The organism is Mycolicibacterium sp. CBM1, from assembly GCF_054073305.1.
The window spans coordinates 1-23,807 of the sequence record NZ_JBSXPP010000031.1; the positions used below are offsets into that span (position 1 = coordinate 1).

The 23,807-nt window shown below is 66.9% G+C and carries 5 protein-coding genes and 1 pseudogene; 2 read left to right on the forward strand and 4 right to left on the reverse strand.

Annotated elements, in window-relative coordinates; all coding sequences use genetic code 11:
• On the forward strand, window positions 1–11,826 hold an 11,826-nt coding region (locus ACXDF8_RS25605; protein WP_457226069.1), incomplete at its 5' end, for a non-ribosomal peptide synthetase.
• An 8-nt stretch (window positions 11,827–11,834) separates the two neighbouring features.
• Here ACXDF8_RS25605 and ACXDF8_RS25610 read toward each other — a convergent pair.
• The 3 genes from ACXDF8_RS25610 to pks2 form a co-directional block, all read right to left on the reverse strand.
• Window positions 11,835–12,788 carry a metal-dependent hydrolase gene (locus tag ACXDF8_RS25610; RefSeq protein ID WP_457226070.1) on the reverse strand — a complete coding sequence of 318 codons (954 nt, stop codon included), beginning with the start codon at window positions 12,786–12,788 and terminating at the stop codon, window positions 11,835–11,837.
• Window positions 12,789–12,851: 63 nt separating this feature from the next.
• Window positions 12,852–13,526 carry a methyltransferase family protein gene (locus tag ACXDF8_RS25615; protein ID WP_457226071.1) on the reverse strand — a complete coding sequence of 225 codons (675 nt, stop codon included), beginning with the start codon at window positions 13,524–13,526 and terminating at the stop codon, window positions 12,852–12,854.
• 68 nt (window positions 13,527–13,594) lie between these two features.
• Window positions 13,595–19,885, reverse strand: a complete 6,291-nt coding sequence (pks2, locus tag ACXDF8_RS25620) for a sulfolipid-1 biosynthesis phthioceranic/hydroxyphthioceranic acid synthase (protein ID WP_457226072.1) — start codon at window positions 19,883–19,885, stop codon at window positions 13,595–13,597.
• A 299-nt stretch (window positions 19,886–20,184) separates the two neighbouring features.
• Between pks2 and ACXDF8_RS25625 the strand changes: the two genes are divergently transcribed.
• On the forward strand, window positions 20,185–21,978 hold the full coding sequence (locus ACXDF8_RS25625) for an AMP-binding protein (RefSeq protein WP_457226073.1): 1,794 nt from the start codon (window positions 20,185–20,187) through the stop codon (window positions 21,976–21,978).
• Between the two features lie 39 nt (window positions 21,979–22,017).
• Here the strand turns inward: ACXDF8_RS25625 and ACXDF8_RS25630 are convergent.
• A pseudogene (locus ACXDF8_RS25630) lies at window positions 22,018–22,854 on the reverse strand (PGRS repeat-containing protein); the annotation flags it as partial.
• Window positions 22,855–23,807: the final 953 nt, after the last annotated feature.

The window sequence follows — 23,807 nt, forward strand, 5'->3', positions numbered from 1 at the left end:
GATACCACGCGGGCGTTGGGGGAGTTGGCGCGGTCGTGTCAGACGACGGTCAGCACGGTGTTGCAGGCGGCGTATGCGCGGGTGTTGATGTCGCTGACGGGTCGGTGCGATGTGGCGTTTGGTACGACGGTGTCGGGGCGGCCTGATGAGGTGTTGGGTGCGGACTCGATGGTGGGTCTGTTGATCAATACGGTGCCGGTACGAGCGAGGATTTGGGCGTCGACGACCACCGTCGAGTTGTTGACGCAGTTGCAGAACGATCATGTCCGGACGTTGGATCATGAGCATCTGGCGCTCAGTGAGATTCATCGGGTGCTTGGTCAGGATCATCTGTTCGACACGTTCTTCGTCTACGAGAACTACCCGATCGATGCGGCGCGATTGTCGGGCGCCGACGGATTGGCTATCACCGACTTCAGCCACCACGAAACGAACCACTACCCGGTGTCGGTGCAAGCCATTCCCGGCGATGAGCTGACGCTGCGGGTGGAGTACGACACCGAGGTATTCGACGCGGCCGCAGTCGCGTCGTTGATCGAGCGGCTCGAGCGGGTCCTGGCCGCGATGATCGCCGATCCCGCAAAGCCGCTGTCCTCGATCACTCTGCTCGGCGGTGTCGAACAGGGTGATCTGGATCGGTGGAGTAACCGGGCCGCGTTGACTCGCCCCGCGCCGGCGGCCCCCTCGATCCCGGCGCTGTTCGCCGCGCAGGTGGCGCGCGCTCCAGAGGCGATGGCGCTCACGTGGGGGAGCCGGTCCTGGACGTATCGCGAGTTGGATGAGGCCACCAACCGGTTTGCGCATCTGTTGGCCGGCAGGGGGATTGGGCCGGGTCAGCGGGTGGCGGTGTTGCTACCCCGGTCGGCGGAAGCGATCGTGTCGATTCTGTCGGTGCTCAAGACCGGCGCGGCCTACGTTCCGATCGATCCGGCCGCGCCGTCGGCACGCATGCAGCTGGTGCTCGATGATGCCGCACCGGTGGCTGCGATCACCAACCCCGAACTGGCCCAGCGGCTGGCGGGGCAGGACCTTTCCATCATCGACGCCGGCGACCCCGACGTTTCGCGCCAACCCAGTGTGGCGCTATCCGGCCCGACGCCCGACGATATCGCTTATCTGATCTACACCTCGGGTACCACCGGTGTGCCGAAAGGCGTGGCCATCACGCATCAGAACGTGACCCGACTGCTCGACGCCATGAGCGCCAAGATCGATATGGCCGAACAGGTTTGGTCACTATGGCATTCGCTGGCTTTCGACGTCTCGGTCTGCGAGATGTGGGGCGCGCTGCTGTACGGCGGCCGATTGGTGGTCGTGCCCGAGTCGGCGGCTCGCGCACCGGAGGAATTCCACGCCCTGCTGGCGGCCGAGGGAGTCACCATCCTGTCGCAGACGCCGTCAGCGTTCTACGCACTGCAAACCGCGGATGCGCTGCAGCCGGAGGTCGGCAGGCAGCTCAACCTGCACGCGGTGATCTTCGCGGGTGAAGCGCTTGAGCCACAGCGCCTTCGGACCTGGTTGGACAGCCACCCCGGTGCCCCGCGGCTGCTGAACCTGTACGGCACGACCGAGACCACGGTTCACGCGTCGTTCCGCGAGATTGTCGACGGCGACACCGGCAGCGATGTGAGCCCGGTCGGTGGCCCGCTCGCCGACCTGGCGTTCTTTGTCCTGGACCAGTGGCTGCGCCCGGTGCCGGCCGGTGTCGTCGGTGACCTGTATGTGGCTGGGCCGCAAGCCGGTCTGGGATACTGGCGGCGACCGGGACTGTCGTCGGCGCGGTTCGTCGCCTGCCCGTTCGGGGCGCCGGGGATGCGCATGTATCGCACCGGCGACCTGGTGTGGTGGGGCGCTGACGGTGAGTTGCGCTACGTGGGCCGCGCTGACGAGCAGGTCAAGATCCGCGGTTACCGCATCGAACTCGGCGAGGTGCGGGCGGTGCTGGCGCAGGTGCGCGGAGTCCAGCAGGCGGTCGTGATCGCCCGCGAGGACCGCCCAGGCGACAAGCGCCTGGTGGGCTACGTCACCGGTTCGGTGGATGCCGCTGCGGCGCGCGCCGTGGTGGCCGAACGACTGCCGGAGTACATGGTTCCGGCCGCGATCATCGTGATCGACGCGTTGCCGCTGACAGTCAACGGCAAGCTGGACCGGCGGGCTCTGCCCGCACCCGAATTCGCCGACTCGGACTCCTACCGAGCACCCAGCAACGCCGTCGAGGAAATCCTGGCTGGCGTCTACGCCAGGACCCTGGGGCTGCATCGGGTCGGCGTCGACGACTCGTTCTTCGACCTGGGCGGGGATTCGCTGTCGGCGATGCGCCTGATCGCCGCAGTGAATGCCGCTCTGAACACTCATCTTTCGGTGCGTACGTTGTTCGAGGCGCCCTCGGTCGCCCAGCTGGCACCGCGGATCGGCGGAGATGACGACCGGCTGAAGTCGTTGGAGCGGATGGAACGGCCCGCGGTGATCCCGCTGTCGTTCTCCCAGAACCGGCTGTGGTTCCTCGACCAGCTGCAGGGTCCGTCGCCGACCTACAACATGGCGGTGGGGCTTCGACTGAAGGGGCCGCTCAACGCCGAAGCACTGGGTACTGCGCTCGCCGACGTGGTCGGCCGGCACGAAAGCCTGCGCACGAGGTTCGCCGCACCCGATGGCGTGCCGCAGCAGGTCGTGGTGCCCGCCGAGGAGGCCGACTTCGGCTGGGACGTCATCGATGCGAGCGGCTGGTCGCAAGCCCAGCTCGACGAAGCGGTCAATGCGGTTGCGCTGCACGCATTCGACCTGGCTGCCGAGATTCCCATGCAGGCGCGGCTGTTCCGCGTCAGCGACGACGACCACGTGGTGGTGGCCGTGGCCCACCACATCGCCGCCGACGGCCTGTCGATGGGCCCCCTGGTGCAGGACCTCGGAGTGGCGTATGTCTGCCGGTCTGCGGGACTGGATCCCGTCTGGGCCGAATTGCCGGTGCAGTATGTCGATTACACGCTGTGGCAGCGTGCACAGTTCGGTGACCTGGACGACGGCAACAGTCTGATCGCCGCGCAGCTGGACTACTGGCAAGAGGCGCTGGCGGGTATGCCCGAGCGATTGCAGTTGCCCACCGACCGGCCCTACCCGCCGGTGGCGGACCAGCGTGGCGCGACCATCGGATGGCAATGGCCCATCGAGCTACAACAGCGAATCGCGCAGGTGGCCCGCGAACACAACGCGACCAGTTTCATGGTCGTGCAGGCCGCCCTATCCTTGCTGCTGAGCAAGCTCAGCAGCACTACCGATGTGGCGGTGGGATTCCCCATCGGCGGGCGCACCGACCCCGCCCTTGACGCGTTGGTGGGCTTCTTCGTCAACACATTGGTGTTGCGCGTGGACGTGGGCGGTGACCCCACCGTCGCCGACCTCCTCGCTCAGGTGCGTACCCGCAGTCTCGCCGCCTATGAGCACCAAGACGTGCCGTTCGAAGCCGTCGTCGAGCGAATCAACCCCACCCGCTCGCTCAACCACCATCCGCTGGTGCAGGTGATGCTGGCTTGGCAGAACCTGCCCGGTGAGACCAGCGAAGACATCGCGCTCGCGCTGGGTGACCTGAAGGTCACCCAGCTCCCGCTCGACACCCACACCGCGCGCGTCGACCTGGCCTTCTCGCTGGCGGAACGCTGGACCCATGCCGGTGAGCCCACCGGGATCGGCGGCATGGTCGAATTCCGCACCGACGTCTTCGACGCAGCGAGCATCGAGACGCTCGTCCAGCGGTTGGAGCGGGTACTGGTCGCGATGACCACCGACCCCACCCGGGCGGTGTCCTCGATCGACCTCGTCGACTCCGCCGAGCGTGCCCGCCTCGACCAGATGGGTAACCGTTCGGTGCTGGCAGGGGCCGTACCGGACGTGTCGGTTCCGGAGCTGTTCGACGCGCAGGTCGCTCGGGCACCGCAGGCCGTCGCGCTGACGTACGGCGACGTGTCGATGACCTACCGCGAACTCGACGAGGCCGCCAACCGGATGGCGCACGTACTTACCGACGCGGGTGTCGGGGCCGGTTCCTGCGTGGGCATATTGATGGAACGATCCGCCGACGCCGTCGTGGCCATGCTGGCCGCACTCAAGACCGGTGCGGCCTACCTGGCGATGGACCCGGCCCTGCCCGAGGCGCGGATCGAGTTCATGCTCGGCGATGCCGCACCGGTCGCCGTGGTCACCACCGCGGGATTGCGCTCACGGCTGCACGGCCACAACCTGACGATCATCGACGGCGACACGGTGGTCGCCGAGAGCCAGCCCAGCACGGCTCTGCCTGCCCCGTCGCCGGACAACATCGCTTACCTGATCTATACGTCCGGTACGACGGGTACTCCCAAAGGTGTTGCGCTGAGCCAGCGCAACCTGGCGCACCTCGCGGACTCGGCCCACCCGGATCTGCCGGCCGATCCGGTTTGGACCCAATGTCACTCCTATGCGTTCGACTTCTCGGTGTGGGAGATCTGGGCCGCACTGCTCGGCGGCGGACGGCTGGTCGTGGTGCCCGACCCGGTCGTCCGCGCACCGGACGAATTCCATGCGCTACTGGTCGGCGAGCACGTCAACGTCCTGACCCAAACGCCGTCGGCGGTGGCCGCTCTGCGCCCCGAGGGGCTGGAGTCGGTGGCCCTGCTGCTCGGTGGCGAGGCATGCCCGCCGGAAGTGGTGGAGCAGTGGGCGCCCGGCCGGATCGTGATCAACGCCTACGGCCCCACCGAGGTCACGGTGTACGCCTCGATGAGTGCACCCCTGAACGTGGGCGATGCGGTGCCGATCGGTGCGCCGCCCCCGACGGCTGCACTGTTCGTCCTCGACGAACGGTTGCGGCCGGTGCCGGAGGGTGTGGTCGGCGAGTTGTACGTGGCAGGCCGCGGTGTCGGTGTCGGCTACATCGGCCGCACTGCCCTGACGGCGTCGCGCTTTCTCGCCTGTCCGTTCGGTGGACCCGGTACCCGCATGTATCGCACCGGCGACCTGGTGCGGTGGCGGTCCGACGGGCAGTTGCAGTACCTCGGGCGCGCCGACGAGCAGGTCAAGATCCGCGGCTACCGGATCGAGCCCGGTGAGGTCCAGGCCGTGTTGGCCGGGCTCGACGGTGTCGAGCAGGCGGCGGTCATCGCCCGAGAAGACCGCCCCGGCGACCCGCGCCTGGTCGGCTACATCACCGGCACCGCGGACCCGGTCAAGGTCCGTGTCGCGCTCGCGGAGAGGCTGCCGGCCTACATGGTTCCCGCTGCCGTGGTCGAATTGTCCGCGTTGCCGCTGACGGTCAGCGGCAAGCTCGACCGGCGGGCGCTGCCGGCGCCCGACTATCACGACACCGAAATCTACCGCGCGCCAAGCAATCCCACCGAAGAGATCCTCGCGGGGATTTTCGCCCAGGTGCTGGGTATCGACCGCGTCGGGGTGGACGACTCGTTCTTCGACCTAGGCGGGGATTCGCTGTCGGCGATGCGCTTGGTGACGGCGGTCAACAACAGCCTTGGGTCGTCACTCGCGGTCCGGGTGATGTTCGAGGCGCCCACCATTGCCCAGCTGGCACCCCGGATCAGCGGCGGTGAGGTGGATTCCCGGCCGCTGGTCGCCGGCAGCCGGCCCGACATCGTGCCGCTGTCCTTCGCCCAGAATCGCTTGTGGATCGTCGACCAACTCCAAGGACCGTCCCCGATCTACAACCTCCCGGTAGCCCTACGGCTGCACGGTGAGTTGGACGCCGACGCGTTGGGTGCGGCCCTGGTCGACGTGGTGGACCGTCAACAAAGCCTGCGTACCCGCTTCCCGGCAGTCGACGGTGTCCCGCACCAGCTGGTCGTGCCCGCCGGGCCGGCCGACTTCGGGTGGGCCGTGGTGGATGCCGCGGGCTGGTCGGAAGCCGCGTTATTCGACGCCATCGGCGCGGAGGTGCGGTACTCGTTCGACCTGGCCGCCGAAATCCCGATGCAGGCCAAGCTATTCCGGCTTGCCGACGATGAGCACGTGCTGGTGGCCGTGGTGCACCACATCGCCGCAGACGGCTGGTCGATCGCACCGCTGGTTCGCGATCTGGGCGTCGCCTATGCCAGCCGGTCCTCGGCCGAGGCACCTGCCTGGGTGGAACTGCCGGTGCAGTATGTCGACTACACGCTTTGGCAGCGTCGTGTTCTGGGGGATCTGTCCGACAGCGACAGTCGGATCTCGGCGGAGCTGGCCTACTGGGAAGACATGCTTGCCGGCATGCCGGAGCAGCTTCAGCTGCCCACCGACCGACCGTATCCCGTGGTCGCCGACTACCGCGGCGCCCGGCTGGAAGTGGACTGGCCGGCCGCGTTGCAACAGCAGGTCGCACGGTTGGCCCGTGAGCACAATGCGACCAGTTTCATGGTGTTGCAGACGGCGCTCGCCGTCCTACTGTCGACCCTGAGCGCCAGCAACGATGTGGGAGTTGGGTTCCCGATCGCCGGGCGCGGTCATGCCGCTCTGGACGAGCTGGTGGGATTCTTCGTCAACACGTTGGTGCTGCGCGTCGACCTGACGGGCAATCCCAGCTTCGTCGACGTGCTGGCGCAGGTACGCCGGCGAAGCCTGGCTGCCTACGAGCATCAGGATGTGCCGTTCGAGGTGTTGGTGGAGCGGCTCAAGCCGACCCGCAGTATGGCGCATCACCCGTTGGTGCAGGTGGTGCTGGCCTGGCAGAACTTCGGCTGGCAGGACAGTGACGCCGCTGGCTTGTCCCTGGGCGAATTGCGGGTGGCGCCGATGGCGGTGGACACCGAGACGGCCCGCATGGACCTGACTTTCAACCTGGCCGAGCGGTGGGACGACGCGGGGGAGCCCGCCGGTATCGGTGGCGGTGTCGAATTCCGCACCGACGTGTTCGACCCGGACAGCATCCAGGCGCTCGTCGACCGGCTGCAGCGGGTGCTGGAGGCGATGACCACCGACCCGGCTCAGTCGATGTCGTCGGTGGATGTCCTCGATGCCGCCGAGCATGCCCGGCTCGACCAGGTCGGCAACTGTGCGGCGTTGGCGGCTGCCGCACGCAGTCCGGAATCGATCGCCTCGATGTTCGCGACGCAGGCCGCCGGGACCCCCGACGCACCCGCGGTGACCTTCGAGGGTGCGTCGCTGACCTATCGCGAGCTCGACGCGGCCGCTGACCGCGCGGCGCGCGTGTTGGCCAGCCGCGGCGCCCGGCCCGGGCAGCGGGTGGCGCTGTTGTTGCCGCGCTCGGCCGACGCGATCGTGGCCATGGTGGCGGTGGTCAAGACCGGTGCCGCCTATGTGCCGATCGACCCCTCGGTGCCAGAGGCGCGGCGGCAGTTCGTACTCGGTGATGCCAAACCGATTGCCGCCGTCACCACTGCCGCATTGGCCGAACAGCTTTACGGCCAAGATCTTTCGGTCATAGACTTCGACGAACTGCAGTTGATCGCGCCTGATCGCGACACGGTGCTGACGGGTCCGTGCGCCGACGACACCGCCTACGTCATCTACACCTCGGGTACGACGGGGACCCCCAAGGGTGTGGCGATCCCGCACCGCAACGTGATTCGCCTGCTGCACACCCTGGACACCGACATGGACCTGGCCGGCAAAGCGTGGTCGCAGTGTCATTCCCTGGCTTTCGACTTCTCGGTGTGGGAGATCTGGGGCGCACTGCTCTACGGCGGCCGTGTGGTCGTGGCCCCCGACGCGGTGGTGCGGTCACCGGAGGATCTGCATGCCCTCCTTGTCCACGAGCGCGTGGAAATTCTGAGCCAGACTCCATCGGCGTTCTATGCCTTGCAGGCCGCTGACGCGACGCACCCGGAGCTGGCCGCGCGGTTGCACCTCGACGCGGTGGTATTCGGCGGTGAAGCTCTTGAGCCGCAACGGATGCGACCCTGGTTGGAGAATCATCCTCCGGGCTCGCCGCGCTTGATCAACATGTACGGCATCACCGAGACGACGGTGCACGCGTCGTTCCGGGAGATCGTGGCAGGTGACGCGGGCAGCCCCGTAAGCCCGATCGGTGTGCCGCTGGGCCACCTCGCCTTCTTCGTCCTCGACACGCTGTTGCGTCCGGTCGCGCCCGGGGTGGTCGGGGAGTTGTACGTGGCCGGAGCCGGCCTCGCCGACGGCTACATCGGCCGAGCCGGGCTGTCGGCAACCCGTTTCGTGGCGTGCCCGTTCGGAGAGCCCGGCGCGCGCATGTACCGCACCGGTGACCTGATGTGCTGGGGGGCCGATGGTGAGCTGCGCTACATGGGCCGCTCCGACGAACAGGTCAAGATCCGTGGGTATCGGATCGAGCTCGGCGAAATCCAGTCCGCGCTCAGCGAATTGGACGGTGTCGCGCAGGCGGTGGTGATCGCTCGTGAAGACCGGCCCGGCGATAAGCGTCTGGTGGCGTACGTGACCGGGGAGGTGGACCCGGCCGCCGCGCGTGCCGCCCTCGGCGATCGGTTGCCGTCTTACATGGTTCCGTCGGCGGTGGTACCGATCGAAACGCTGCCACTGACGGTCAACGGAAAGCTGGACACCCGCGCACTACCGGCGCCCGACTATCACCATGCCGACTCCTACCGTGCTCCCTCGGACGCGGTGGAGGAGATCCTGGCCGCCATCTATGCCCAGGTCCTCGGTCTGGAACGGGTGGGCGTGGACGAATCGTTCTTCGAGCTGGGCGGCGACAGCATCCTGTCGATGCAGGTGGTCGCGCGCGCCCGGGCGGCCGGCGTGCTCTGCCGGCCGCGCGACATCTTCGTCGAACAGACGGTCGCCGGACTCGCCCGGGTCGCAACCGTCGCCGGCGACGATGCCGACGTGATCGACGACGGGGTCGGAACGCTGCCCGCGACACCGATCATGCAATGGCTGCAAAACGTCGACGGTCCAGTGGATCAGTTCAACCAGACGGTGTTGATCCAGGCGCCGGTCGGGGTGACCGAGGACGACGTTCTGCTGGTGCTCCAAGCCGTACTGGATCGGCACGCCATGTTGCGTCTGCGCGTTGACGACCATGGCGAGCCAAGGGGTGTCCGAAACTGGTCGCTGACGGTACCGGAACCAGAATCGGTCGACGCCCGCAACTGCCTGCAGACCGTCGACGTGCTCTCTGACGAAGTGGTGGCGCAGGCCCGCTCACGGCTGGACCCCGCGTCGGGCGCGATGGTCAGCGCGCTGTGGGCGGTGCCCACCGGCCAACTGTTGATGATCGTGCATCACCTGGCCGTCGACGGCGTGTCCTGGCGGATCCTGGTCGAGGACTTCAACCTTGCCTGGGCTCAGCTGCACGGGGGACAGCAGATCGAACTGCCCGCGCCACGGACATCGTTCGCGCAATGGGCGGCCACCCTGGCCGAGCACGCCTACCACCCCGACGTCACCGGACAGCTGCACTACTGGCAGGAAGTCGCGTCGTTGCCCGCGCCGTTGCCTGCCGTCCAACCCGCGCTGGACACCTACGCCAATGCCGGCAGTCTGTCGGTGGAACTCGACCCCGAGACCACCCGAATGCTGCTCGGCGAGGTGCCGGCGGCATTCCACGCCGGGATCAACGACATCCTGTTGATCGCGTTCGGGATGGCGCTGACCGAATTCCTCGGAACGGCGGGCGCACCCGTCGTCATCGACGCCGAGGGCCACGGTCGTCAGGAAGAGCTCGCTGCTGTCGGCGCCGGTGATACCGACATCGTCGATCTCTCTCGCACGGTCGGCTGGTTTACCACCAAGTACCCTGTGTCGCTCGCGGTGCATCCGCTGGAGTGGGGACAGGTGCTCGCCGGCGACGCGGGTCTCGGCGCGATCATCAAGGACGCCAAGGAACAGCTTCGCGCTGCTCCGGACGGCCTGACCTACGGCCTGCTGCGCTACCTCAACCACGACGTCGATCTGACCGGCTCCGACCCGACGATCGGTTTCAACTACCTCGGCCGGATGGGTGCGGGGGGAGGCCAGGTCTCCGGCGACATCTGGGAGATCCGCGAAGACGGCTGGAAGGTCACCGGTCCTGCCTCGGCCGTCCCGATGCCGTTGATGCACACCGTCGAGCTCAATGCCGGCACCGTGGAGACCCTTGACGGCCCGCGGCTGCGGGCCGGCTGGACGTGGGCGCTCTCGGCGTTGGACCACGCTCAGGTCACCCGGCTGTCCGGGCTGTGGTTCGACGCGCTTGCCGGCATGTGCGCGCACGTACACGGCGGCGGTGGCGGGTTGACGCCGTCGGACATCGCGCCCGCCAGGCTGACTCAGCGCCAGCTCGACGAAATCTGCCGAGCCCACGAGGTGGCCGACGTCTTGCCGTTGACCCCGCTGCAGCAGGGATTGCTGTTCCACGCCCAGGTCGCACACAGCGTCGGCGACGATGTGTATGCCGTACAGATGGGCGTCACGCTGACCGGTCGCCTCGACCGGTACCGCCTGCAGGAGGCCGTTCAGGCTGCGGTCCAACGTCACCCGAACCTGGCGGCGCGCTTCTGCGATACGGCCGGCGTGCAGGACCCGGCACTGTGTTTCGACGAACCGGTCCAGGTCATTCCGGCCGACCCGGTGATCCCGTGGCACTACGTCGACCTCAGCGGTGATGTACCCGACCGCGAGGAGCAGATCGCACATCTGTGCGCGGCCGAACGCGCCGCAGTGTGTGATGTGAGCGGGCAGACGGCTTTTCGGGCGACGCTGTTCCGGATCGCCTCCGGCCAACACCGGCTGATTCTGACCAACCATCACATCCTGCTGGACGGTTGGTCGCTGTCGGTGCTGTTGGGTGAGGTGTTCGCCGGTTACTACGGGCAGCGACTCCCCGCGCCGGTGCCCTATCGCAGGTTCGTCAGCTGGCTGGCCGAACGTGATGTGCAAGCCGCTCGATGCGCGTGGCGAGAGGTGTTGGCGGGCTTCGACACTGCGACTCTGGTCGGCAGACCGGATCGGCGGGCGGTGGGCCCGCGACGTGTAACCGCGGTGCGGGTCTCTGCGGAGATCACCTCGGCACTGCAGGAATTGGCGCGCTCACGCCAGACCACCGTCAGCACCGTGTTGCAGGCGGCCTGGACGCAACTTCTGATGTCGATCACCGGTCGTCGCGACATCGCGTTCGGCGTCGTGGTCGCCGGGCGCCCGGCCGACATGACGGACACAGATTCGATGGTGGGACTGTTGATCAACACGGTTCCGTTACGCGTGAGCGTCGCACCCGGGCACACCGTCGCCGACCTGATCGACCTGCTGCGGGACGGTCGGAGCCAGACGATCGAACACGAACACCTGGGTCTGCACGAGATCCAGCGGATCACCGGCCTGCAGCAGCTTTTCGACACTGTCTTCGTTTACGAGAACTACCCGACCGATATCTCCCTGCTCTCGGGGGCGGACGGGCTATCCGTCACCGACGTGACAAGTCGCGATTACTACCACTATCCATTGACGATTCAAGCGGTCCCGGGCAGCGAGTTGGATCTACGCATCCAGTACCGCACAGACGTGTTCGACGACGACCGCATCGCGGCGCTGATCGGGCAGTTCGAGCGGGTGCTCGCCACGATGGCCACCGATCCGGGCGCGCGGCTCGCCGTCCCGCACACCTCGGACACCGACCCGGCGCCGGCAATCGTCGAGCGCCCGGCCTACGCCGCCCCGGCCACCGAGGCTCAACGATCGCTGTGCGACATCTACTCTCGGGTCCTCGGTATCGAGCGCGTCGGGGTCGACGACTCGTTCTTCGACCTGGGCGGCGACTCGCTGTCGGCAATGCGGCTGATCGGCACGATCCGCGCCGCACTGGGCAATTCGCTGAACTTGGCCACGCTGTTGGGCGCGCCGACAGTGCGGGAACTGAGCCGGGAACTCAGCTAGACCTCGGGTCAGCCCCGTGCGGCGTCGCTGTTCGCTGCGGTGTACCACCGGGTGACGTCGTAGCCTGCTTCGTACCGGTCGAGCCACTGCGCAGCGAGGGGGGGAAGTTTGTGTCGGGCGGGATCGTGGCCCGGAATCTGGCTGCGGATGACACCGAGGGCCGCGCGCGCCTGAACCCGAAGCGGGATGTGCGGATAGAACTTCTGGATCGGCCCGTTGTCGGGAATGTCGAATGGGCGGTATCGCCGCAAAGAGGGAAACCGCTGCGCCATTCTCACTTTCAGACCCGGGCTGCCGAACATCGACGTCGCGTCGACCTTCCGTTCCTCGAGTGGAATGTTCTCGTTGAAGCTGTTCGCCGCTTTCACAATGGCTTCCAGGCCATGCTGGAACACCGATGGCGCTACCCGCATGCGGTACCACGGGTCGGCCACGACAGCGTTGTAGATGATGAGCGCGGAGCTGCGGTGCTCGATCTCCTCGACGAAATGCCACAGGAACAACGACGCCACCCGATCGTCGCCGGGCTCGAACAACGAGTCGGCATGGTTGAGCATCATCGTGAACGTCGGTGTGAAGGTGGCCTCGAGGTCCGCGATGTAGGCCAACCGATATTTGACCGGTGTGTTCGCGGTCAGGTCGTCGTAGGTCGCCATCATCTCGTCCAACGTCTGCTGAAGCGCCGGGTAGGCCTTGATCAGTCCTTTCGCGTGCTGGCGATGCGCCATGCTGTGCTGGCCCTCTTGCCGCACGAAGGCCATCGCCTCCTCGGCGACCTGCGGGTCGGTGATCAGCGGCATGGCCTCGTGGACAGTGGCGCTGATCATCTTCTCGATGGCGAGAAACAGGAACGACAACATGTTGCCCGCGCAGGAGAAGGCCGGGTCGGTGGCGTTCCACACGAATGGAACGGGCTCGTCGGCGAAGCCGAAGCGCATCTTACGCACCTGCAGATCCGTCATGAGATCAGCTGACTTTCTCGAAACCGACGTCGACTCGGTGATGGATGAGGGGAACTCGTGGCGTCACCACATGTGCGGGATGAGCCGGGAGCGGACCTGCTGGGTGTAGGCGCGGTAGCCGTCCAATTCATCGCCGAGCAACTTCTCCTCGTCGCGGATGCGTGCAGCGAGAACAGCCACGCCGGTCATGACGAACACCAAAGCCCAGTAGGACCCGAGTGCCAGCGGCAGGCCCACCAACATCAGCACATTGCCGGTGTACATAGGGTGGCGCACCATTCCGTAGAGTCCGGTACTAACCACTTGCTGGCCGGCCTCCACCTGCACGGTCGTCGAGGCGTAGCTGTTCTGGATGACCACCAGCAACACCACGGCCAGGCCCGCGGCGACCAGGACGTCGCCGGCCACTGACAGCGCCGGTGGTACCGACGACCAACCGAATCGGCGGTCCAGTCCGCTCACCACGCACATCGCCGCCAGCGATCCGTATAGAGCCGCCATAACGACCTTCTGCACCGTCCGGCCCTCGGCCGCCGGGCCGCTGCGCATCCGTCGTTGCAGCGCACTGGGATTCGTGATCTGGAGATAGATACTCGGCAGCCAGGCCGCGAGCGCGAACACCAACAGGAACAGCCATGCCTGCCAGTAGTCGACGGTGCCTGCCGGCAAGAACACCAGCAAGCCGATCGCCACGATCTGACCCAACCCCAGACCGGTCACTCTAAGAACGGCGTTCATCGCCCTCCGAAATCATCGCCCTCCAAAATCATCGCCCTCCCAGATCGCTGATCCGTGCCGCATGCCGCCTACGCGGACGCATCGCTCTTCGAGGGGGCGAGCTTCTCGCACAACAACTCCGCCAGACCGCGAACGGTGCCGACGGCAAGGTCACCGGCGGTCAGCCGGACACCTGTCTCTGCTTCGATGCGGGTTCGCAACTCGAGGGCACCCAACGAGTCGACCCCGTACTCGGAAAGCGGTCGGTCCGGCTCGATGTTGCGACGCAGTATCAGGCTCACCTGGTCGGATATCAGACGTCGCAGCCGGCTGGGCCACTCGTCGCGCGGCAGCTCGCCGAGCTCCGCGCGCAGCTTGCTGGTGCCCGTAGGGCCCTTCCCGACGGCCTTGAACGCCTCGGCAAAGGGGCTGCGTTGGGCGAATGCGGCCAACCACGTGGTACCAATCACTGACGCGTAGCCGGTGTAGGCGCGGTCGTGACGCAAGAGCACATCGAGTGCGTGCGCGCCTTCATCGGGGGCGATGGCGACACCGATGCTCTCGGCGAGTTCGGTGGCTCGCCCGATTTGGGCCCAGGCGCCCCAGGCGATCGAGTTGGCCGGTAATCCCTTGGCCCGGCGCCAACGGGTGAAGGCGTCGAGCCAGCTGTTGGCAGCGGCATAGGCGCCCTGTCCGGGCGCACCGACCAGTGCGGCTGCCGAGGAGAACGAGCAGAACCAGTCCAACGGCTGATCGATGGTGGCGGCATGCAGATTCCAGGCGCCGTAAACCTTGGGCGCCCAGTCCCGCTCGATGAGCTCCTCGGTGATCGAGGCCAGGGTGGCGTCCTCGATCACCGCCGCGGCGTGCAGCACGCCCCGAACGGGTAATCCGGTCGCGGTGGCTGCCTCGACCATTCGCTGGGCCGTCGCGGGGTCGCCGATGTCACCGCAGTGCACGATGACGTCGGCGCCCATCGCCCTGATCAGTTCGATCGTCTCCAGCGCCTTCAGCGTGGGCTGTGACCGCGACGTCAACACGATGCGCCCGCAGCCGGCGATGGCCATCTTCTCGGCGAGGAACAGTCCGAGGCCGCCGAGGCCTCCGGTCACCAGGTAGGCACCGTCGTGGCGGAAGGGATCGGAATGCTGCGGTGGCACGACCACCGTGCTGACCCCGGTGCGGGGAATGTCGAGCAACAGCTTGCCGGTGTGCTGCGCCGCAGCCATCACCCGGATAGCGGTGGCGGCATCGGCCAACGGGTACTCGCGGTATGCGGCTGTCGGCAATTCACCGTCCGCCACCAGCCGGTACACGGTGCGTAGCAGCTCGCCTACGCGGTGGGGGTGACTTAGCGACATCAGCGCCAGGTCCACGTAGCAGAACGTGAGGTTGCGCCGGAACGGGAACATCGGCAGCCGGCTGTTGCCGTACACGTCGCGTTTGCCGATCTCGACGAACCGGCCGCCGGTCGCGAGCAGCTCGAACCCGGCCCGTTGGGCCGCACCGGTCAGGGAGTTGAGCACGATGTCGACGCCGTAGCCATCGGTGTCGCGGCGGATCTGGTCGGCGAACTCGGTGCTGCGCGAATCGTAGACGTGCGCTATCCCCATGTCGCGCAGCATCTGTCGCCGCTGTTCGCTGCCCGCGGTGGCGAAGATCTCTGCTCCGGCGGCGCGCGCGACCCCGATGGCGGCCTGCCCCACGCCGCCGGTTGCGGAGTGGATCAGCACCCGGTCGCCCGGGCGGATACGGGCTTGGTCGTGCAGGCCGTACCACGCGGTTGCGGTTGCGGTGGCCACCGCAACCGTCTGATGATCGGTGAGGACGGCCGGTAGCGTGACGGCCAGCCGGGCGTCGCAGGTGACGAATGTGCCCCAGCACCCGTTGCCGGAGAACCCGCCGACGCGGTCACCGACGCGATGGTCGGTGACATCGGGGCCGACCGCGGTGACCACACCGGCGAAGTCCATGCCGAGTTCGGGCAAGCCACCATCGATGGCCGGGAACAGGCCCATCGCGACGAGTACGTCGGCGAAGTTGATGCTGGACACCGTGACCGCGACCTCGATCTGACCCGGACCCGGCGCGATACGTTCGCAGGCAACCAGTTCCAGTGTCTCGAGGTCACCCGGCACCCGGATCTGCAGCCGCATACCGGAGACGGCGTTGTCGGCAGGGGCGGTCCGCCGGTCGTCGGGACGCAGCGGCGCCGGTCGTAGACGCGCGGCGTACCACGCGCCGACCCGCCAGGCGGTCTCGTCTTCGTCGGTTCCACTGAGCAGGTGCCGGGCCAGTTGGTGGGCGCTGGTGTCCTCATCGACATCGATCTGTGTGGTGCGCAGGTGCGGGTGTTCGGTGCCGATCACCCGAATCAGGCCCCGCAGGCCGCCCTGCTCGAGGTTGACGACGTCGGTGTCCAGAACGGTCTGGGCGCCGCGGGTCACGACGAACAGGTGTGGCAGGTGACCGGATGTCGTCGACAACTCGCGGGCGATGCGGGCCATATGCTGCACGTGGTCACGGCCGGCGAGCGCTGACGGCTCATCGGAGTTGCCGCTGACGGGGCCGGTCAGGATCACCGCGCCGGTGACGTCCCCGGAGTGCAGGTGTTCGGCCAACTGCCCGGCGCTGAGGGTGTGGTCGACATTCGCCGGCCACGACATCGTCCTGCACTGTGCCCCTTGGGCTTCCAAAGCGTCGGACAGCGCCGAGCCGAGTCCATCTGTGGTGATGTTGATCAGCAGCCAGGTCCCGGTGGCGTGACTTTCCGGCTCTGGCAGCTGTCGTTGCTGCCATTCGATGCTCAGCAACCGCTCGCTGAGGATCCGGTCCTGCTGCGCTTGCTCGGATTCACCTGTACCGCAGCGTAATCCCTGTATCTGCAGGAGAACCGACCCGTGCTGATCGAGCAGGTCGAGGTCGGCTTCGACCGCAGCGGCGTCGACATGGGTGATCCGCACATAGCAGTAGTGGGCGTTGCGGGTGGATTCGTGCAGGCGCATCCACCGGGCGCCGAGTGGCAATCCCAGCATGCCGCCGCTCACGGCCGCGACTTGCGGACTCGCCGTCAGTGCCTGGAAGCAGGCGTCTAACAGTGCGGGGTGTACGCAGTAGGCGCCCTGCTGCCGTCGGATCTGGCTAGGCAGCGCGACTTCGGCGAGAACAGAGCTGGCGGCGTCGTCGGAGATGTGGACGTCTCCTAGGCCGGAGAACGCCGGGCCGCACTGGATTCCGCGCTGGTCGAGGCCGGCGCGGACGTCGGCACCGAGACCGAGGCGTGGATGGGCGGCCAAGAGTGCGGTGAGGTCGTACGCGTTCGGCCGCACATCCTCTGCGGCGTGCAGGACCGCACGGGCCTGACGTATCTGTGCGCCGGCCTGATCCGCTTGAACGACGAATTCGGCCACTCCAGGCGACACGAACTCCGCAGTCACCCCGATCGCGGTCTGTGTATCCAGCAGCAGTGCCTGCTCGAAGCGAATGTCGCGTACCTCGGCGGCTGCGCCCAACATGGAACGTGCGGCCGCCAGGGCCATCTCGCAGTAGGCCGCCCCAGGGAGCACGGCGACATCAAGGATCGTGTGCTCGCCGAGCCAGGGCTGGGCCTCGGTGCCGACTTCGCCCTGCCAGACGTGGCGCTCGGGCTCTTCGTGTAGACGCACGTGCGGGCCCAGCAGAGGGTGCACCTCGACGGTATAACCGCTCTGCGCCATAGAGTCCCGGCCCTGATGGTCCAGCCACAGTCGCCGGTGGGTCCACGTGGGCAGGGGTGCGTCGACAAGTCGTCCGTCCGGATACAGGACGGAGAAGTCGATCGCGGCACCCGCGCTGTGCAGATCGGCGACCAGGCCCCGCAGGCCTCGTGGCAGCTGCTGTTCACGGCGCATGCCGGCGAATGCGGCAAGCGGCGCGCCCAGACTGGCGGCGGTCTGCTCCACGGCGTGAATGAGCATCGGATGCGGCGCCAACTCGGCGAACACCCGGTGGCCGTCCTCCAACGCCGCGCGTACCGCCGCGGCGAACCGGACGGTGTGGCGAAGGTTGCGCACCCAGTACTTGCTGTCACACACGGGTTCCTCGCGCGGGTCGAATCCCGTCGCCGAGTAGAACGGCACCTCCGGCGTCATCGGCCTGATGTCGGCGAGGACCTGGGCGAGTTCGTCGAGGATCGGATCGACCAGGGGGGAGTGCGCCGCGACGTCGATGACCGATTGACGGACCATCAGGTCGCGTTGTTCCCACGTCGTCATCAGTTCGCGAACGGCGTCGGTCGCACCGCTGATCACCGTGGACTGTGGCGAGGCGACCACGCCGACGACGACATCCTTGCTACCCGCCAGCGTCAACTCCGAAAGCACCTGTTTAGCAGGCAGTTCCACCGAAGCCATGATGCCGGACCCGGCGATGAGTGACATCAGACGCGAACGTCGGCAGATCACCCGCACCCCGTCCTCAAGTGAGAGGGCACCGGCGACCACCGCCGCCGCCACCTCACCCATCGAATGTCCGATGACGGCACCGGGACGTGCACCGTATGCCTTCATTGCCGCCGCCATCGCTACCTGCATGGTGAACAGCGTCGGTTGCAGCTGGGCGTCACCCATCACGATCGCCGGCGCGGTCATCGCCTCGGTAACAGAGAAGCCGGACTCCGCCGCGACCAGCGGTTCGATCTGGGCGACTGTTGTGGCAAAAGCGGGTTCGGTCGCGAGCAGTTGGGCGCCCATCCGGGCCCACTGCGTGCCCTGTCCGGAGAACACCCACACCGGTCCGCGGTCGTCGGCTCCGAGCGCCGGGTGATATGGGGCGGCGTCGCCCGAGTCGTCGGCGACAGCGAACAGTGCCTCGATCAGTTCGGCCCGGCTACTGGCGTGCACGGCGGTGCGGACCGGGCGGTGCGCGCGCCGACGCGCCAGGGTGTAGGCGAGATCAGGCAGTTCCACGTCGTTATGGGCCTGCAGCCACTGAGCGAGCCGGCCGGCGGTGCGGCGCAGTTCATCTGCGGAGGTGGACGATAAGGCGAACAGCAGAGGGGTTGCCGGTGCGGCTTTGGATTCGGCAGCTGGCGCCCGTGTTCGAACCGATTCGGGCGCCTGCTCGACGATGGCGTGGACATTTGTCCCGGACAATCCGTACGAGGACACCGCCGCGCGACGCGGATGCCCGTCGGCGGTCGGCCATGGCGTGGTCTCCCGGGGCACAAAGAGATTCGTCGTGATGCGGGCGATGTCGTCGGGTAGCCGGGTGAAGTGCAGGTTGGGCGGTACCGCACCGTGTTGCACGGCGAGAACGGTCTTGATCAGGCCGACGACGCCGGAGGCGGATTGAGAATGGCCGAAATTGGTCTTCACCGACCCGATTGCACACGGCCCGTCGAGGCCGTACACCGCACTGAGACTGGCGTATTCGATGGGATCACCGACGGGGGTTCCGGGACCGTGGGCCTCGACCATGCCGATGCTGGCGGCATCGATGTCGGCTGCGCCGAGCGCCGATCGGTAGACCGACGTCTGGGCGGCTGTCGACGGCGTGGAGATGTTAACGGTGTGGCCGTCCTGGTTGGCCGCCGTGCCCCGGATGACCGCGAGGATCCGGTCGCCGTCACGTACTGCATCCGGCAGCCGCTTGACTAGCACCATGGCGCATGCCTCGCCGCCGACGTAGCCGTCCGCCGCGACATCGAAGGCGCGGCAGCGTCCCGTTGGGGAGAGATGGCCAGCCGCGGTTCCCGCTACGTATTTGCGCGGATCGAGCATCACGTAGGCTCCGCCGGCCAGCGCGAGGTCGCTCTCGCCGTCGATCAGGCTGCGGCAGGCCAGGTGGACAGCCAGCAGCCCGGACGAGCAGGCCGTGTCGACGGCCATCGCGGGGCCGTGGACACCGAGGCTGTAGGCAATGCGCCCGGCCGCCATGCTGAAGGTGTTGCCCGAGAAGCCGTATGGCCCCACCATGGCGTCACATTCGGCGGAAACGACCTGATAGTCGTAGTGCGTCAGGCCGGTGAACACGCCGGTGAGCGAATCGCGCACCGCTTCCGGTGTGAGCCCGGCATGCTCCATGGCCTCCCAGGAGGTTTCCAACAGCAGCCGGTGTTGCGGATCGAGGGCGGCTGCCTCCTGCTCGTTGACACCGAAGAACTCGTGGTCGAAGCCGGCCACGTCGTCGAGGAACGCGCCCCACTTCGACGCCGTCCGACCGGGCACGCCCGTTTCGGGGTCGTAGTACTCGTCGCTGTCCCAACGGTCGTGCGGCACTTCGGTGACCAGATCCGCGCCCCGCAGCAGCGCTTCCCAGAGTTGTTCCGGGGAGTCGATCCCACCGGGAAGCCGGCAGGCCATGCCGATGACGGCAACGGGGATGGTTCGTGTGGTGCTCATAGGGGCCGCGGGATTCGCCGAGTCGAAGCCGCCTGGCCGATCATCGATCGCACCGAATGAAACCATCCCGTCTTCTCAGAGCAACGATTCCGTGGTCGGTCCGTTGCGTCACGCACGTTCTGGTCCCCCAACCCAGGCAGGCCAATTATTGACGTAGAAGCACCGTCTCGGGGCATGTTTGCCGGATTCGCGATTATGCGCAACCAGGTGTCCTAGTGTGCGCAGTCGGTGGCCGAATCGGCGCGGCGTATGTCGGCGTGCCGATGCTGTCCCTAACTTGTGTGTTCGAAGGTGCTGCGGTGACGCGTCCTGATAACTTGCTTCGCGTGACACAGGCGATCGAGGCATCAATTCCGGCCCTGCTACGCGAGCGCGCCAGCCTGCAGCCAGACGACACGGCTTTCACCTATATCGACTACGACCAGGACTGGGCCGGAGTCCCGATAAGTTTGACTTGGCCCCAGTTGTATCGGCGGGTGGCCAACGCCGCCGGGGAAATTAGCCTCTCTGCGGCGCCGGGCGACCGTGCCATGATCGTCGCCCCGCAGGGTTTGGAATACATCGTTGCTTTTCTCGGCTGCCTGCATGCCGGAGTTATTCCGGTTCCGTTGTCGGTTCCCATGGGTGGGGTGACCGACGAGCGGGTGGATTCGGTACTGCGCGATGCTTGCCCAACCGTCGTTCTCACGACATCGGCGGTAGTGGCCGAGGTAAGCAAGAGCATCGTGCCGCCAGCCGAACAGGCTCCGCCGGCCCTGATCGAGGTCGATCTGTTGGATCTCGACGCACCGGCGAGGTCGGGCCGTGCCGCGATGTATGAGACCGACGACGAGCAGGCCACCGCCTATTTGCAGTACACCTCCGGCTCCACTCGTTCGCCTGCCGGGGTGATGATTTCGTACAAGAATCTTTTCGCTAATTTGCAGCAAATTACGACGGATTATTCGCGGCACGCCGGAATTACTCCGCCGGATCTGACATTCGTATCGTGGCTGCCGTTTTTCCACGACCTGGGTCTGATCCTGGGGGTGTGCTCGCCGATCGTGTTGGGAACGACCGCGGTGCTCACCAGCCCGGCCTCCTTCCTCGTGCGGCCGGCCCGCTGGATGCAATTACTGGCCACTAATCCGTGTGCGTTCACGGCGGCACCGAATTTTGCTTTCGAACTGGCAACGCGAAAGACCTCCGACGAGGACATGGCCGGACTCGATCTCGGTGGTGTGCACACCATCCAGAGTGGTGCCGAGCGAGTTCAGCCCGCCACGATTAAGCGCTTCACCGATCGGTTCGCTCGTTTCAATCTCCGGGAGACGGTGATCCAGCCGTCTTACGGGATGGCGGAGGCCACGCTATACATGTCGACACCGAAACCCGCGGATCCGATCAAGGTCGTCCACTTCGACACCGAGGCGCTGACCGCGGGCCACGCCAAGCGATGTGCCGAGACCAGCGGGACACCACTGGTCAGCTATGACGGCCCCATCAGTCCGCGCTCGCCGGTCCTGCGCATCGTCGACCCCGACAGCCATACCGAGGTTCCGGAAGCGACGACCGGTGAAATCTGGTGCCACGGCGACAATGTCAGCGTGGGCTATTGGGAGAAGCCGGAGGAGACGGCGCGAACATTCGGTGCCACGATCGTCGAGCCGACGGTGGGTACTCCCGCGGGGCCCTGGCTGCGGACCGGTGATGTCGGCTTCATCTCCGAGGGTGAATTGTTCGTGGTCGGCCGTATCAAGGATCTCTTGATCATCTACGGCCGCAATCACGCTCCCGACGACATCGAGGCGACGGTCGCCGAGATCTCGGGCGGCCGGTGTGTCGCGATCGGCGTTCCGGACGACGGGGTGGAGAGGCTTGTCGTCGTCATGGAAGTCAGGAAGCGCGGCGACTCCGACGAAGAAGTGAAGCAGAAGCTCGAGAGCATCAAACGCGATGTCACCGCGGCCATTTCCAACTCACACGGCATCGCCGTCTCGGATTTGGTGTTGGTCGGCCCGGGTTCGATTCCGGTCACTACCAGTGGCAAGGTCAGAAGGGCGGCCAGTGTGGATCTTTACCAGCGCAAGCAGTTCGCCCGTTTGGATGTTTGAACCCCGAGCGGTGTCGCCGGTCCGCTACGGAGTTCCGTTGCTTCCGTCGACGCCGTTGGTGGCCGAACCGGTTGCCGCCCAGGCGGTTCCGCCAGTTCCTCCGCTACCCCCCGCGTCGACACCGTCGGCGCCGGCGCCGCCGTTGCCGCCGACCGAGTTGCCGAGGCTGTAGTTGTAGGCCGACCCGCCGATCCCGCCTGCGCCGCCGGTCGTGGTGCCGGTGCCACCGGCACCGCCTGCGCCGCCGATTGCCGCCCCTGGGGATGCGATTCCGGTCAGCAGGTTGGCCACCGTCAGCAAGTAGTCCCACAACGGATCACTCGAGAGGTCGGCAGTGCCCCCTGCGCCGCCGTTGCCGCCAGCTCCGCTCGTGCCGTTGCCGCCCGTCCCACCGGTGCCGCCGATAACGCTGCCGGGGTGGTAGCTGCCGGTGAAGTAGCCGAACCCAAAGCTGATGACGGATCCCCCTGCGCCGCCGTTGCCGCCCGTTGCGCCATCGCCGCCGTTGCCACCGTTGCCGCCCATACCGCCGATCAATCCGCCGGTGCCGCCGGCTCCGCCGTTCCCACCGGCACCACCGGTGGTGTTGGTCCCGCCGCTTCCGCCGCTTCCACCGGCGCCGAACAAGATCGCCGATCCGCCGTTGCCGCCGTTGCCGCCGTTTGCGCCGTTGCCGCCGTTGCCGCCGTTGCCGATCAGTCCGGCACTGCCGCCGGTGCCACCGACGCAGCCGGCGCTGTTGGTGCACGTCGCATCTGTCCACGAATAGCCCGCGCCGCCACTGCCGAGCAGCCACCCGCCGGCCCCGCCGTCCGGGTTCGTCGCTGTTCCGTCGACGCCGTTGCCGACTATCGGGCGACCTTGCCAACTGTTGGTGACGAGCGCGGTGATGATGTCCGACAGGCTTATCGGGTACGGATTAGAGCCGCCGGCTGTCTGGGCGTACGCAACGATGGCGCCGATGATGTCGGTGAGGGTGAGGTTGGGCGGAGTGGTGGACGAATCGTTCGCCTGCGTCGTTACCGATGTCGCTGCCTGTGCACTGCTCGCCGTCGTAGTGGATTCCGCCGAGGTGGCGGCGGCTTGGACTGCTGTCGTTGTCGCGGCCGTGCCCGTGGCCGTTGTCGTGGCCGTTGTCGTTGTCGACGTGGTCGCCGTGCTGGCTTGATCGGTCTCGGCAGCCGATACGGTGGCGGACCGCCCTGCGGTGGTGCGCGCGGAGTGCGCTGTAGCTCGACCGCTACTGTCCCCGACGGTGGAACTCGCTGATTTGCTGTTGGCCGGCTGTGTGGTGGCCGCCTTCGAGGTCGTGCTGGATCGGGCGCGCGCGGAGTGGCTCGATGAGGCGGAGTCTCCGGATCCGGAGTCGGCCGAAGTGGAGTCGGCGCTGGCGACGCCCGCCGGCAGCGACGCGCAGACACCGACGGTCACGGCGCCTGCACCGAGCCAGATAGCGATCCTGCCGTAGCTCGAGGCATGCCGGCTGGCCGGCGTGGCTTGCGCTGCACTCATCTGCCGACTCGTCGTCCGGTGCTTTGCAGCCATGGTTGCTCCCGACCTTATGTACCACCACCTGTAACACCACGAAATTCGTATCGTAGCAATGTGGGCAAGCGGCTGTGGCAAACCTCTGTGCAGATGTTCAGACTCCCGGGAGTCGTATCTGACATGCGCGCGCGGCCGTGGATGCGTCGGATGCGTCGGATGACGGTTGGGTCGGCCGCAGGATCGGCTGGCGGATATGGCGGCGAGACCCCCGCACTTTGTCTGGCTGTCTCGGCCATGACGACCCTGAACTGGTCTTTGTGTGGTGACTCGGGTGATCGGGC

Bases quoted from the DNA above. Each gene is read 5' to 3' on its own strand.
- ACXDF8_RS25610 (WP_457226070.1), bottom strand. From the start codon at position 12,788: ATGACGGATCTGCAGGTGCGTAAGATGCGCTTCGGCTTCGCCGACGAG.
- pks2 (WP_457226072.1), bottom strand. From the start codon at position 19,885: ATGAGCACCACACGAACCATCCCCGTTGCCGTCATCGGCATGGCCTGC.
- ACXDF8_RS25615 (WP_457226071.1), bottom strand. From the start codon at position 13,526: ATGAACGCCGTTCTTAGAGTGACCGGTCTGGGGTTGGGTCAGATCGTG.